Origin of the sequence: Pseudomonas sp. GM48 (assembly GCF_000282335.1) — a bacterium.
GTDB lineage: Bacteria > Pseudomonadota > Gammaproteobacteria > Pseudomonadales > Pseudomonadaceae > Aquipseudomonas.
On the sequence record NZ_AKJM01000060.1, the window covers coordinates 37,800 to 51,457 of the forward strand.

The 13,658-nt window shown below is 59.6% G+C and carries 11 protein-coding genes; 6 read left to right on the forward strand and 5 right to left on the reverse strand.

Annotated elements, in window-relative coordinates; genetic code table 11:
- Positions 1 to 180: 180 nt before the first annotated feature.
- Together grxD and PMI28_RS17080 are read right to left on the reverse strand one after the other, a co-directional pair.
- Positions 181 to 522, reverse strand: coding sequence for a Grx4 family monothiol glutaredoxin (grxD, locus tag PMI28_RS17085; RefSeq protein ID WP_007985871.1), 342 nt, complete (start codon positions 520 to 522; stop codon positions 181 to 183).
- Between the two features lie 97 nt (positions 523 to 619).
- The gene (locus PMI28_RS17080) at positions 620 to 2,728 is read right to left on the reverse strand and encodes a molybdopterin oxidoreductase family protein (RefSeq protein WP_007985872.1); all 2,109 of its coding nucleotides are present in this window, start codon (positions 2,726 to 2,728) and stop codon (positions 620 to 622) included.
- 520 nt (positions 2,729 to 3,248) lie between these two features.
- Here PMI28_RS17080 and argF point away from each other — a divergent pair.
- On the forward strand, positions 3,249 to 4,169 hold the full coding sequence (gene argF / locus PMI28_RS17075) for an ornithine carbamoyltransferase (RefSeq protein ID WP_033063257.1): 921 nt from the start codon (positions 3,249 to 3,251) through the stop codon (positions 4,167 to 4,169).
- Positions 4,166 to 5,275: an ABC transporter ATP-binding protein gene (locus PMI28_RS17070; protein WP_007985880.1), complete on the forward strand. Its 1,110-nt coding sequence runs from the start codon at positions 4,166 to 4,168 to the stop codon at positions 5,273 to 5,275. Before argF ends, PMI28_RS17070 begins: the two co-directional genes overlap by 4 nt.
- Positions 5,276 to 5,392: 117 nt before the next feature.
- On the opposite strand, the gene PMI28_RS17065 is transcribed toward PMI28_RS17070, so the two are convergent.
- Together PMI28_RS17065 and ybaK are read right to left on the reverse strand one after the other, a co-directional pair.
- Complete coding sequence (locus PMI28_RS17065) at positions 5,393 to 6,175, reverse strand: PhzF family phenazine biosynthesis protein (protein ID WP_007985881.1); 783 nt, start codon at positions 6,173 to 6,175, stop codon at positions 5,393 to 5,395.
- Between the two features lie 106 nt (positions 6,176 to 6,281).
- Positions 6,282 to 6,752 carry a Cys-tRNA(Pro) deacylase gene (gene ybaK / locus PMI28_RS17060; RefSeq protein WP_007985882.1) on the reverse strand — a complete coding sequence of 157 codons (471 nt, stop codon included), beginning with the start codon at positions 6,750 to 6,752 and terminating at the stop codon, positions 6,282 to 6,284.
- Positions 6,753 to 7,100: 348 nt separating this feature from the next.
- On the opposite strand from ybaK, the gene PMI28_RS17055 reads away from it, so the two are divergent.
- The 4 genes from PMI28_RS17055 to glpD all read left to right on the forward strand — a co-directional run bounded on the left by PMI28_RS17055 (position 7,101) and on the right by glpD (position 12,255).
- Positions 7,101 to 7,952 (forward strand): MIP/aquaporin family protein, encoded by an 852-nt coding sequence (locus PMI28_RS17055; RefSeq protein WP_007985883.1) that lies wholly within the window; start codon positions 7,101 to 7,103, stop codon positions 7,950 to 7,952.
- 74 nt (positions 7,953 to 8,026) lie between these two features.
- Entirely contained in the window at positions 8,027 to 9,532 is a 1,506-nt protein-coding gene (gene glpK, locus PMI28_RS17050; RefSeq protein WP_007985885.1) for a glycerol kinase GlpK, read from the forward strand.
- Positions 9,533 to 9,627: 95 nt separating this feature from the next.
- Positions 9,628 to 10,383 carry a DeoR/GlpR family transcriptional regulator gene (locus PMI28_RS17045; protein ID WP_007971301.1) on the forward strand — a complete coding sequence of 252 codons (756 nt, stop codon included), beginning with the start codon at positions 9,628 to 9,630 and terminating at the stop codon, positions 10,381 to 10,383.
- Positions 10,384 to 10,716: 333 nt separating this feature from the next.
- Positions 10,717 to 12,255 carry a glycerol-3-phosphate dehydrogenase gene (glpD, locus tag PMI28_RS17040; RefSeq protein WP_007985889.1) on the forward strand — a complete coding sequence of 513 codons (1,539 nt, stop codon included), beginning with the start codon at positions 10,717 to 10,719 and terminating at the stop codon, positions 12,253 to 12,255.
- A 67-nt stretch (positions 12,256 to 12,322) separates the two neighbouring features.
- Here the strand turns inward: glpD and PMI28_RS17035 are convergent, their stop codons facing one another.
- Positions 12,323 to 13,429 carry an NADH:flavin oxidoreductase/NADH oxidase gene (locus tag PMI28_RS17035; RefSeq protein ID WP_007985891.1) on the reverse strand — a complete coding sequence of 369 codons (1,107 nt, stop codon included), beginning with the start codon at positions 13,427 to 13,429 and terminating at the stop codon, positions 12,323 to 12,325.
- Positions 13,430 to 13,658 lie beyond the last annotated feature (229 nt).

A 13,658-nucleotide genomic window follows, 5' to 3' on the forward strand; every position in this document is an offset into this window, starting at 1 on the left:
TCGATGCAAATAAAAAAGCCCCGCCCTCTTTCGAGTGGCGGGGCTTTTTGTTATCCGGAAACCAGGTTTACCCTGAAATCCTGATGTGGGAGCGGGCTTGCTCGCGAAGCAGGCGACACGATTTATCTGGAAACCGCGTTATCGTTCTTCGCGAGCAAGCCCGCTCCCACACACGGCGAATCAGGCTTCGGTCTTGGCAGCAGCGGCCTTGGCGGCGGCGTCCTTAATCAGGCTCTGCAGCGAACCGTCAGCAGCCATTTCAGTCATGATGTCGCTACCGCCGACCAGTTCACCGGCAACCCACAGCTGTGGGAAGGTTGGCCAGTTGGCGTATTTTGGCAGGTTGGCGCGGATTTCCGGGTTCTGCAGGATGTCCACGTACGCAAACTTTTCGCCACACGCCATCACGGCCTGCGCGGCTTTCGCGGAGAAGCCGCACTGCGGGGCATTCGGCGAGCCTTTCATGTAAAGCAGAATGGTGTTGTTGGCAATCTGCTCTTTAATCGTTTCGATGATATCCATGGAGCACCTCGGCTGAACTTTCCGACTCATGGGTCGGCACGGTGGCGCATTGTAACGGAAAGCCGAGCGCCCTGCTCGGTCTCTCCGTCAGACTGATTCAAGCCGCCGCCACGGTCACCGGCACGCCATTGAGCGCGGCATTGCCCGACAACTCGTCAAGCTGGCAGTCGTCGGTCAGATCGTTGGCGCTGGACCCCGGCTGGCTGCTGGCAATCGTCATTTGCACACCCGGCCGCGCATGGCCCCAGCCGTGCGGCAAGCTGACCACTCCCTTCATCATATCCAGACTGCCAAGCACCTCAACCTCAATCACACCCACCCGTGAACTGACCCGCACACGTTGCCCGTCGTTGAGTCCGCGACTGGCCAGATCGTCCGGATGCATCAGCAACTGGTGACGTGGCTTGCCCTTCACCAACCGATGATAGTTATGCATCCATGAGTTGTTGCTGCGCACATGTCGACGGCCAATCATCAACAACTCGTCGGCGGCCGGCGCCTGCAAGGCTGCGAAGCGCGTCAGGTCAGCGAGAATCGCGGCCGGCGCGGCCTGGATACGTTGATTGGCAGTCTTCAGGCGTGGTGCCAGGTTGGGCTTGAGCGCTCCCAGATCGACGCCATGGGGATGATCGAACAAAGTCGCCAACGACAGCTTGTGCTCTGAAGTGTCGCCGTACATCCCCATGCGCAGGCCACGATCGATCATTTGCGCCGGGGCGATGGTCGGCTTCAACTCTTTGCCGGTCCTGGCGGCAAATGCCTTGGCCAGCCCGACGAAGATCTCCCAGTCGTGCAGTGCACCTTTGGGTTTGGCGAGGATTGCGCGGTTGAAACGGCTGACGTTGCGCACCGCAAACAGGTTGAACGTCGTGTCGTAATGGTCGTTTTCCAGCGCCGACGTGGACGGCAGGATCAGGTCGGCGTAACGCGTGGTTTCATTGATGTACAAGTCGATACTGACCATGAACTCCAGCCCGTCCAGCGCCTGCTCAAGTTTTCGGCCATTGGGCGTGGACAGCACCGGATTGCCCGCCACGGTGATCAACGCCCGTACCTGCCCGTCCCCTTCGGTGAGCATCTCTTCGGCCAGCGCCGACACCGGCAGCTCTCCGGCGTATTCCGGACGCCCGGAAACCCGGCTCTGCCACAAGTTGAAATGCCCGCCCGAAGTCGTCGCCACCAGGTCCACCGCCGGCTCAGTGCACAAGGCCCCACCAACGCGATCGAGGTTGCCGGTGACCAGGTTGATCAACTGCACCACCCAGTGGCACAGCGTACCGAAGGCCTGGGTCGAGACACCCATGCGGCCATAGCAGACTGCACTCGGTGCCGCGGCGAAGTCCCGCGCCAATTGGCGGATCTGTTCCGCTGGTACGGCGCACAACGCGCTCATGGCCTCGGCAGTGAACGGCGCGACGGCCTCCCGCACGTCCTCCAGACCGTCGACCGGCAGATGGCTGTCGCAGGTCAGACCTTCAGCGAACAACGTGTTGAGCAGGCCGAACAACAATGCCGCATCGCCGCCAGGGCGCACGAACAGATGCTGATCGGCAATCGCCGCCGTTTCACTACGGCGCGGATCGACCACCACCACTTTGCCGCCTCGAGCCTGTATCGCCTTCAAGCGTTTTTCCACATCCGGCACGGTCATGATGCTGCCGTTTGAAGCCAGTGGGTTGCCGCCCAGGATCAGCATGAAATCGGTGTGATCGATGTCCGGGATTGGCAGCAGCAAACCGTGGCCGTACATCAAATGACTGGTCAGGTGATGGGGCAATTGATCGACCGAGGTGGCAGAAAAACGGTTGCGGGTTTTCAGCAGGCCGAGGAAGTAATTGCTGTGGGTCATCAGCCCGTAATTGTGCACGCTGGGGTTGCCTTGATAGACCGCCACGGCATTTTGTCCGTGATGCTCCTGAATGGCGGCGAGGCGTTCGGCGACCAGATTGAATGCCGCTTCCCACTCGATGGGCTGCCATTCATTACCCACCCGCTGCATGGGCTGATGCAGGCGATCCGGATCGTTTTGAATGTCTTGCAACGCAACGGCCTTGGGGCAGATGTGCCCACGGCTGAACGTATCCTGGGGGTCGCCCTTGATCGATGTGATCTGGACGTTACCGCCTTCGACTTCAGTGGTTTCGATGGTCAGGCCACAGATGGCTTCGCACAAATGGCACGCACGATGATGGAGAGTCTTGGTCATGGCCAGTCTCTGTCTTGTTATGGGCGGGGCAACGTTGGCCGCGGAAACAAAACTATGGCGCCAGACCCGCCACCGCGCCAGCGATGTTCGTCTTGTGAATCGAGGGTTATCAGGCCAGCCGATGGCCGCCGGAGCTCAGTTCGAAGGCAGCCTGGGTGGCGCCTGCAACTGGATTATTTCAGGCTGGCGACACGCTGCTCAAGACCTGGAACGACAAGTCAGAAACCGACTGTCAGCGCACCATTGCCGCCCCGCCCGATTGCCAAGCCCCGAGAGGCCGGTGTACAAATGAGCCGCCGCTATCAGGAAACAGGCTTCAAAAGCGCTACCACGGTAAACCCGTAGCACCTCTGAAACTCCCTAAAAACTGTAGCCCTATTGGTAAGACGCGACATTTAATTATAAGATCGCGCCTTCCCCTATTTCGTCGCCCCGTGCGGCTTACGCCGCAGGTCTCGCCCGTTGTTCCGTTAAACAAGGCTTTGAGCATCTGCGGTTTGTAGCAAAAAGGTAGTCAATGATGAGCGCAAGGCACTTTCTCTCCCTGATGGATTGCACGCCCGAAGAGCTGGTCAGCGTGATCCGTCGAGGCGTTGAGCTCAAGGACCTGCGTAACCGCGGCGTACTGTTCGAGCCTCTGAAAAACCGCGTCCTGGGGATGATTTTCGAGAAATCCTCGACCCGCACCCGGATCTCTTTCGAGGCCGGCATGATCCAGCTCGGCGGCCAGGCGATTTTCCTGTCGCCACGCGATACCCAACTGGGCCGTGGCGAGCCGATCGGCGACTGCGCCATCGTCATGTCGAGCATGCTCGACGCGGTGATGATTCGTACCTTTGCCCACAGCAACCTGACCGAATTCGCCGCCAACTCCCGCGTGCCGGTGATCAACGGCCTGTCCGATGACCTGCACCCGTGCCAGTTGCTGGCAGACATGCAGACCTTCCTCGAACACCGCGGCTCCATCCAGGGCAAGACCGTGGCCTGGATCGGCGACGGCAACAACATGTGCAACAGCTATATAGAAGCGGCGATCCAGTTCGACTTCCAGTTGCGCGTAGCCTGCCCGGAAGGCTACGAGCCGAACCCGGTGTTCCTGGCCAAGGCCGGCGATCGGGTCACCATCGTTCGCGACCCGAAAGATGCCGTGCGCGGTGCACACCTGGTGAGCACCGACGTCTGGACCTCCATGGGTCAGGAAGAGGAAACCGCCAAGCGCCTGCAACTGTTCGCACCGTATCAGGTCAACCGCGCCCTGCTCGACCTGGCTGCTGAAGACGTGCTGTTCATGCACTGCCTGCCGGCGCACCGCGGCGAAGAAATCAGCGTCGACCTGCTCGATGACAAACGCTCGGTTGCCTGGGATCAAGCCGAAAACCGTCTGCACGCGCAAAAGGCCTTGCTCGAATTCCTCGTTCCACCTTCGTACCACCACGCATGAGCCAGCCATTACTGCTAAACCTGCGCAACCTCGCTTGCGGTTACCAGGACCAGCGAGTGGTTCAAAACCTCAACCTGCACCTGAACGCGGGCGACATTGGTTGCCTGTTGGGCTCCTCGGGTTGCGGTAAAACCACAACGCTGCGGGCGATTGCCGGTTTCGAGCCGGTGCATGAAGGTGAAATCCAGTTGGCTGGCGAGACCATCTCCAGCGCCGGTTTCACCCTTGCCCCGGAAAAACGCCGTATCGGCATGGTGTTCCAGGATTACGCGCTATTTCCGCATTTGAGCGTGGCCGACAACATCGCCTTCGGTATTCGCAAACATCCGCAAAAGGATCGGGTTACCGAAGAGCTGCTGGAACTGGTCAACCTGAAGAACCTCGGCAAGCGCTTCCCTCACGAGCTTTCAGGTGGTCAGCAGCAACGTGTCGCCCTGGCCCGCGCACTGGCGCCGGAACCGCAACTGCTGCTGCTCGACGAGCCGTTCTCCAACCTCGATGGCGAATTGCGCCGCAAGCTCAGCCATGAAGTGCGCGACATCCTCAAGGCCCGTGGCACCAGCGCGATTCTGGTGACTCACGACCAGGAAGAAGCCTTCGCGGTCAGCGACCACGTTGGCGTGTTCAAGGAAGGTCGCCTGGAACAGTGGGATACGCCCTACAACCTGTATCACGAACCGCTGACGCCATTTGTGGCCAGCTTCATCGGCCAGGGCTATTTCATTCGCGGTCAGTTGAGCAGCCCGGAGTCGGTACAAACCGAACTGGGTGAGTTGCGCGGCAACCGGGCCTACACCTGGCCGGTAGGCGGTGCCGTAGACGTGCTGTTGCGCCCGGACGATATCGTCTATGCACCGGACAGCGCACTGAAGGCGCGAATCGCCGGCAAGACGTTCCTGGGGGCTTCGACCCTGTATCGCTTGCAGCTGCCGACAGGCGCGCAGCTGGAGTCGATCTTCCCGAGCCATGTCGATCGTCAGGTCGGGTCGGATGTGGGTATTCGTGTCGCGGCTGAACACCTGGTGTTGTTCCAGGCGTCCGGCAGCACGGCTGCGCAGATTCCGGTGGTTGAATCCGGTGTCCGTCGCTACAGCACGACCAGCTGATACACACGAAACAATTGTGGGAGCGGGCTTGCTCGCGATAGCGGTGAATCAGTCGACATGAACTTTGACTGGCACACCGCCTTCGCGAGCAAGCCCGCTCCCACAATTGGATTGGAGCTAGCCCAACATCAGCGTTCCGCTCGCAACCAGCGTCGCATTCCCGCCAATCTTCACCCGTTCCCCTTCCAGTCGGCAGAACAATTCCCCACCCCGGGCCGAACGCTGACAGGCCGTCAAACTCGACTTGTCTAAACGCTGCGACCAGTACGGAATCAGAAGGCAATGGGTCGATCCGGTTACCGGATCTTCGTTGATGCCGATCGCTGGTGCGAAATAGCGGGACACGAAATCGTGCTGGCTGCCACGCGCCGTCACGATTGCGCCCAACCACGGCAGTTTCGCCAGGGCGACCATGTCCGGCTTGCAGTCGAGCACAGCTTGCTCGGACTCCAGCACCACAAACAGTTCATTGGAACCCAGCACATCGACAGCCTCGACGCCGAGGGCACGCTCGACATCCAGGGTCACGTCGATTTCCGAGGGAGTGATCGCCGGGAAATCCAGCCACAGGCGCCCACCTTCACGGGTTACGCTCAGCGGTCCGGATTGGCAGGTGAAGTCCAGTCGTTCGACTGGTTCTTTATAGATTTCAAACAATACATAGGCACTGGCCAGCGTCGCGTGACCACACAATGGCACCTCGGTGGTCGGCGTAAACCAGCGGATGTGCCAGCCCTGCCCTTCGCGCACGACAAACGCCGTTTCGGCGAGGTTGTGTTCGGCGGCAATCTTTTGCATCAACTCATCGGCGAGCCAGCTATCGAGCCGATAGACCATCGCCGGGTTGCCACTGAATGGCTGATTGCTGAACGCGTCGACCTGATGAAACTCCAGCTGCATAACCTTCTCCCTTTGTCAGACCGCCGAGCATGCCGCGCTGGTCGCACCGGCACCAGTGACAGAACTGGCTGATTTTCACCATACAGAGCTGCGTTCACTTCGACGCTCACGTACGGCCGATATCGGCAAACTTCGCCTGGGTGTGTTCGGCCAGCACGGCCGGCGCCAGTTCGACTTCCAGTCCGCGCCGGCCCGCACTGACAAAAATACTGGCGAAGGGCTGGGCTGAATTATCAATGAAGGTTCGCAAACGCTTTTTCTGCCCCAGCGGACTGATCCCGCCCAACAGATAGCCAGTGGAGCGCTGCGCCGCCGCCGGGTCGGCCATTTCGACCTTTTTCACGCCAGCGGCGTGGGCCAGCCCTTTCAAATCCAGGCTGCCGACAACCGGCACCACCGCCACCAACAACTCGCCCTTTTCGCTGGCCGCCAGCAAGGTCTTGAACACCTGAGCCGGGTCGAGCCCCAGTTTCTCCGCTGCTTCCAACCCGTAGGAGGCGGCCTTCGGGTCATGTTCGTAACTGTGTACGCGATGTTCGGCTCGAACCTTTTTCAACAAATCCAATGCGGGGGTCATGGCAGTTCCAGATTGGGCGGCAGAAGAAAAATACTGCGGCGGATTCTAGGACATTGATCGTTAAAAGGCTCCAGGGCAGCGCATCCATGACGCCATAACCCAACCTTCCCTGCACCCAAAGACTCGTTCATTCATGCGACGAATAGTTTATTTATGACCGACGGTTCACTTTCGACCTTTGACAGTAGTGTTTCTTGTCTATATTTTTTCGTTTCTGAAACTGTACGAAATGTCCTACCGTAGCACCCAGCAGTAAACCGCGATCAGGATGGGGATCCTGCCTCGCTGAAAAACGCGCTCCGACCATGATGGAAAAAGCGCCAGACAACAAAAAAAACCGAGGTTTCAATGACAACTGCTTTACAACAACCATCGCTCTCGAGCCAATGCATGGCCGAATTTCTGGGTACGGCGCTGCTGATCTTTTTTGGTACGGGTTGCGTTGCCGCGCTCAAAGTCGCGGGTGCCAGTTTTGGCTTGTGGGAAATCAGCATTATCTGGGGCGTCGGCGTCAGCATGGCGATCTACCTGACCGCCGGAGTTTCCGGGGCACATCTGAACCCTGCCGTCAGCATTGCCCTGAGTATTTTCGCGGACTTCGAAAAGCGTAAATTGCCTTTCTACATGCTCGCCCAGGTGGCAGGTGCTTTCTGTGGAGCATTGTTGGTTTACACGCTTTACAGCAATCTATTCTTCGAATTCGAACAAACTCACCATTTGGTTCGTGGAACCCAGGCCAGCCTTGAATTGGCCTCTGTGTTCTCTACCTTCCCGAATCCTGTGCTGACCACCGCCCAGGCGTTTCTGGTCGAGGTGATCATTACGGCCATCCTGATGGGCGTGATCATGTCCCTGACCGACGACAACAATGGCCTGCCAAAAGGCCCGTTGGCACCGCTGCTGATCGGCCTGCTGATTGCGGTGATCGGCAGTTCGATGGGGCCACTGACCGGCTTTGCAATGAACCCGGCGCGGGACTTCGGCCCTAAACTGATGACTTTCTTCGCTGGCTGGGGTGAAATTTCCTTCACTGGCGGACGCGATATTCCGTATTTCCTGATTCCTGTTTTTGCGCCGATTGTCGGTGCCTGCCTCGGTGCTGCCGCCTATCGCGGGCTGATTGCCCGCCATCTGCCCAGCGCCGTACCTGCTACAAAGGACGCACTACCTGCCATTGACGGCAAACCCAGAACTTCTTGATACCGTTGGCGCGTGCCCCTGCCCTTTGATCGCGCGCCAGACCTCACTCCCTTATTCACGCCAAGGCAATCGACATGACCGACACACAGAATAAGAACTACATCATTGCCCTCGATCAGGGTACGACCAGCTCCCGCGCGATCATTTTCGACCGCGACGCGAACGTGGTCTGCACCGCCCAACGGGAGTTCGCTCAGCATTACCCGCAAGCCGGCTGGGTCGAGCATGACCCGATGGAAATCTTCGCCACCCAAAGCGCCGTGATGGTCGAGGCCCTGGCACAAGCCGGCCTGCACCACGACCAGGTGGCAGCCATCGGTATCACCAACCAGCGCGAAACCACCGTGGTGTGGGACAAGAACACCGGCCGCCCAATCTACAACGCCATCGTCTGGCAATGCCGACGCAGCACCGAGATCTGCCAGCAGCTCAAACGCGATGGTCACGAGCAATACATCAGCGAAACCACCGGCCTGGTCACCGACCCTTACTTCTCCGGCACCAAGCTCAAGTGGATTCTCGATAACGTCGAAGGCAGCCGCGAACGCGCGCGCAATGGCGAGCTGCTGTTCGGCACCGTCGACAGCTGGCTGATCTGGAAATTTACCGGCGGCAAGGTCCACGTCACCGACTACACCAACGCCTCGCGCACCATGCTCTTCAACATCCACACCCTCGAGTGGGACGCGAAGATGCTGGAGGTGCTGGATATTCCGCGCGAAATGCTCCCGGAAGTTAAATCGTCCTCGGAAATCTACGGCCACACCAAAAGCGGCATCGCCATCGGCGGTATCGCCGGTGACCAGCAAGCCGCTCTGTTCGGCCAGATGTGCGTCGAGCCAGGCCAGGCGAAAAACACCTATGGCACTGGCTGCTTCCTGCTGATGAACACCGGTGACAAAGTGGTGAAATCCAAGCATGGCATGCTGACCACCATCGCTTGCGGCCCTCGCGGCGAAGTGGCCTACGCGCTGGAGGGTGCGGTGTTCAACGGCGGCTCCACCGTGCAGTGGCTGCGTGACGAGCTGAAAATCATCAACGACGCCCACGACACCGAATACTTCGCCAACAAGGTCAAGGACAGCAACGGCGTGTACCTGGTGCCGGCCTTCACCGGACTTGGTGCACCGTACTGGGACCCGTATGCCCGTGGCGCATTGTTCGGCCTGACCCGCGGCGTACGCGTGGACCACATCATTCGTGCCGCGCTGGAGTCGATTGCCTACCAGACCCGCGACGTGCTGGACGCCATGCAGCAGGACTCCGGGGAGCGTCTGAAAGCTCTGCGCGTGGACGGCGGCGCGGTGGCCAACAACTTCCTCATGCAATTCCAGGCCGACATCCTCGGCACGCAGGTCGAGCGCCCGCAAATGCGCGAAACCACGGCACTCGGCGCCGCTTACCTGGCAGGCCTGGCCTGTGGTTTCTGGGGCAGCCTGGAAGAATTGCGCGGCAAGGCCGTGATCGAGCGCCGGTTCGAGCCGACGCTGGATGAAGGGGCGAAGGAAAAACTCTACGCAGGGTGGAAAAAAGCGGTCAGCCGCACCCGCGATTGGGCGGCTGAAGACGAGGCTGAATAAACCGGGATACGGGCTCGTATCCGGATGTAACTGGTAGGGAGCAGATTCCTGCGGCATCATGGGCAAATTTTGCACGGCAGCCCAAAGGACGCCCCATGAATCTGCCTCCCCGTCAGCAGCAAATCCTCGAACTGGTCCGCGAACGCGGCTATGTCAGCATCGAGGAAATGGCCACGCTGTTCGTTGTTACCCCGCAGACCATCCGCCGCGACATCAATCAGCTCGCGGAAGCCAATTTATTGCGTCGCTACCACGGTGGCGCCGCCTATGACTCCAGTGTCGAAAACACCGCCTACGCTATGCGCGCCGATCAGATGCGCGATGAAAAACAGCGTATCGGCGAAGCCATTGCCGCGCAGATTCCCGACCATGCCTCGTTGTTCATCAACATCGGCACCACGACCGAATCCATCGCCAGGGCACTGCTCAACCACAGTCACCTGAAGATCATCACCAACAACCTGCATGTGGCTTCGATGCTCAGCGCCAAGGACGACTTCGACGTGCTGCTGACCGGTGGCAACGTACGGCGCGACGGTGGCGTGGTCGGTCAGGCCAGCGTCGACTTCATCAACCAGTTCAAGGTCGATTTCGCGTTGGTCGGCATCAGCGGCATCGATGAGGACGGCAGCCTGCTGGACTTCGATTATCAGGAAGTGCGGGTATCCCAGGCGATCATCGCCAATGCCCGACAAGTGATCCTCGCGGCCGACTCCAGCAAGTTCGGGCGCAACGCCATGATTCGCCTGGGGCCGATCAGCCTGGTCGATTGCCTGGTCACCGATCAGCAGCCTTCGCCGGCGCTGGCGCAGCTGTTGAACCAGCACAAGGTTCGGCTGGAGGTTGTTTAACCCTTTCGAATGCAATGCTCCCCTGTGGCGAGGGAGCTTGCTCCCGCTCGGCGGCGAAGCCGTCGCAAACCCGACTGGCTCGATACACCTGACTGAACCTGGTTGACGGGTTTCAGGGCTGCTTCGCAGCCCAGCGGGAGCAAGCTCCCTCGCCACAAAAGCACTCCTGACATACATTAAAATGTTCGTAAATTTTCCTTTAACGGCCCTTCGATGAGTATTTTCAATCGAAGCTGACTGGCTGTGCGCGTCTTTATGGGCTAGTATTTTCGCAAATGAACATTAATGTTCGATTTCAAATACAGAACATCAAAGAATTCCGAGGCCAAGCCGATGCCCACTTCCACCTTGCCTACGCCCCCTCTCGCTGAGGTTTACGATATCGCCGTCATCGGTGGCGGGATCAATGGCGTGGGGATCGCAGCAGATGCTGCCGGTCGCGGCCTATCGGTGTTCCTTTGTGAAAAGGATGACCTGGCCAGCCATACCTCGTCGGCCAGCAGCAAGCTGATTCACGGCGGCCTGCGCTACCTCGAACATTACGAATTCCGCCTGGTGCGTGAAGCCCTGGCCGAACGTGAAGTGCTGTTGGCCAAGGCACCTCACATCGTCAAGCAAATGCGCTTCGTGCTGCCACACCGCCCGCACCTGCGCCCGGCGTGGATGATCCGCGCCGGGTTGTTCCTCTATGACAACCTTGGCAAGCGCGAGCAACTGAAAGGTTCGAAGAGCCTGAAGTTCGGCCCCGACAGCGCACTCAAAAGCGAGATCACCAAGGGTTTCGAATACTCCGATTGCTGGGTCGACGACGCGCGCCTGGTGGTATTGAACGCCATGGCCGCCCGGGAAAAGGGCGCCCACGTTCACACCCAGACCCGCTGCGTCAGCGCCCGTCGTAACAAAGGCCTGTGGCACCTGCATCTGGAACGTGCCGATGGCAGCCTGTTTTCGATCCGCGCCAAGGCATTGGTCAACGCGGCCGGGCCTTGGGTCGCCAAGTTCATTCGCGATGACCTGAAGATGGAATCGCCTTACGGCATCCGCCTGATCCAGGGCAGCCACCTGATCGTGCCGAAGCTGTACGAAGGCGAACACGCGCACATCCTGCAAAACGAAGATCAGCGCATCGTGTTCACCATTCCGTACCTGAACCGCTTCACCCTGATCGGCACCACCGACCGCGAGTACACCGGCGATCCGGCTGCAGTTGCAATTACCGACGGCGAAACCGATTACCTATTGAACGTGGTCAATGCCCACTTCAAAAAGCAAATCAGCCGCGACGACATCCTGCACAGCTATTCCGGCGTGCGCCCGCTGTGCAACGACGAATCCGACAACCCGTCGGCCGTGACCCGCGATTACACCCTGGCGCTGTCGGGCTCTGGCGAAGAAGCTCCATTGCTGTCCGTATTCGGCGGCAAACTCACCACCTATCGCAAACTGGCCGAGTCGGCGCTGGCGCAACTGGCACCGTACTTCAAGCACATCAAGCCAAGCTGGACCGCCAGCGCCACGCTGCCGGGCGGTGAAGACATGACCACCCCGCAAGCCTTGACCTCGCGTATCCGCGACAGATTCGACTGGGTACCGAGCGAGATCGCTCGCCGCTGGGCCACCACCTACGGCAGCCGTACCTGGCGCATGCTCGAAGGCGTACAGGACCTCAGCGATCTGGGCGAACACATCGGCGGCGGTCTCTACACCCGTGAAGTCGACTATTTGTGCAGCGAAGAATGGGCCACCAGCGCCCACGACATCCTCTGGCGTCGTAGCAAGCTCGGTTTGTTCACGACGCTGGCCGAACAGGAAAAGCTCAAGGACTACCTGAACAAGGTCGAACAGAACCGCAGCAAGATCGAAGCGGCCTGATCGATCACCGGCACAAACAAAAGCCCCTGAATCTCACGATTCAGGGGCTTTTTCGTATCGATGGATTTCAGTCGCGCAAATCCGATTCGTGAATCGGCTGCTCACGGTGGGTCGCCCGTTGATACTGCGCCGGCCACACGGCCTTGTGCCCGCCCAGATCGTCATCTGCATGTAGCGCCCAATATGGATCGCGCAACAACTCACGGGCCAGGAAGATGATGTCGGCCTGGCAGGTACGCAAGATGTGCTCGGCCTGGGCCGGCTCGGTGATCATGCCAACCGTGCCGGTGGCCATGCCCGACTCCTTGCGCACACGCTCGGCGAAGCGGGTCTGATAACCCGGCCCTGTGGGAATCTCCGCATTCGCCGCCGTCCCGCCCGACGAGACGTCGATCAGGTCCACGCCCAGGTCTTTCAGGCGGCGCGCCAGTTCCACGGTTTCATCAGGGTTCCAGCCGTCTTCCACCCAGTCGGTGGCCGAGACCCGGACAAACACCGGTAACTCTTCAGGCCATACCGCACGCACCGCTTCGGTGACCTGCAGCACCAGCCGAATACGATTTTCGAACGAACCGCCATATTGATCGCGACGCTGGTTACTCAACGGCGACAGGAACTGGTGCAGCAGGTAACCATGGGCCGCGTGCACTTCGACCACCTTGAAACCGGCAATCAGAGAGCGCTTTGCCGCGTCGACAAACGCCTGGATCACCTTGGCGATCTCGCCGTCATCCAGTTGTCTGGGTTGTGTGTGCTGTGGGTCGAACGCAATCGGTGAAGGTCCGACCGGCACCCAGCCGCCATCGTCGGGTTTGACGCTGCCGTGTTTGCCAAGCCATGGCCGGTAGGTACTGGCCTTGCGCCCCGCATGGGCCAGCTGAATGCCGGCAACGGCGCCCTGGGCGCTGATGAAGCGGGTGATGCGTTGCAGGGGTTCGATCTGCTCATCATTCCACAGACCGAGGTCTTGAGCGGTGATACGCCCGTCGGCGGTGACCGCCGTGGCTTCGGTAAACACCAGCCCTGCCCCGCCGACAGCGCGGCTGCCGAGGTGGACCAGGTGCCAGTCATTGGCCAGGCCATCGGCGCAGGAATACTGGCACATCGGCGATACCGCGATGCGGTTGGGCAGGGTCAATTGGCGAATGGTAAAGGGTTCAAGCAGCAGACTCATGGGGCACCTCTCGAATCAGTGGGCAGGCTCCAGGTTCTGTTTGAATAGTCGACGAGTGACAGGAAAAAGGTACAACACCCGCCCCCGCGGGCAAAAAATTCGACAAGACGTCACAAGGCTAAAATCAAGCAGTGTTTAGAGCCTAGTCGACAACCGGGAATGAGGGAGGGTTCAAGAATTGAAACACCTCAATGGCAGGTTAATGAAGGACCTGTGGCGAGGGGGCTTG

Bases quoted from the DNA above. Each gene is read 5' to 3' on its own strand.
- ybaK (WP_007985882.1), bottom strand. From the start codon at position 6,752: ATGACCCCCGCATTGGATTTGTTGAAAAAGGTTCGAGCCGAACATCGC.
- glpK (WP_007985885.1), top strand. From the start codon at position 8,027: ATGACCGACACACAGAATAAGAACTACATCATTGCCCTCGATCAGGGT.
- grxD (WP_007985871.1), bottom strand. From the start codon at position 522: ATGGATATCATCGAAACGATTAAAGAGCAGATTGCCAACAACACCATT.
- PMI28_RS17070 (WP_007985880.1), top strand. From the start codon at position 4,166: ATGAGCCAGCCATTACTGCTAAACCTGCGCAACCTCGCTTGCGGTTAC.
- PMI28_RS17045 (WP_007971301.1), top strand. From the start codon at position 9,628: ATGAATCTGCCTCCCCGTCAGCAGCAAATCCTCGAACTGGTCCGCGAA.
- glpD (WP_007985889.1), top strand. From the start codon at position 10,717: ATGCCCACTTCCACCTTGCCTACGCCCCCTCTCGCTGAGGTTTACGAT.
- argF (WP_033063257.1), top strand. From the start codon at position 3,249: ATGAGCGCAAGGCACTTTCTCTCCCTGATGGATTGCACGCCCGAAGAG.
- PMI28_RS17065 (WP_007985881.1), bottom strand. From the start codon at position 6,175: ATGCAGCTGGAGTTTCATCAGGTCGACGCGTTCAGCAATCAGCCATTC.
- PMI28_RS17035 (WP_007985891.1), bottom strand. From the start codon at position 13,429: ATGAGTCTGCTGCTTGAACCCTTTACCATTCGCCAATTGACCCTGCCC.
- PMI28_RS17080 (WP_007985872.1), bottom strand. From the start codon at position 2,728: ATGACCAAGACTCTCCATCATCGTGCGTGCCATTTGTGCGAAGCCATC.
- PMI28_RS17055 (WP_007985883.1), top strand. From the start codon at position 7,101: ATGACAACTGCTTTACAACAACCATCGCTCTCGAGCCAATGCATGGCC.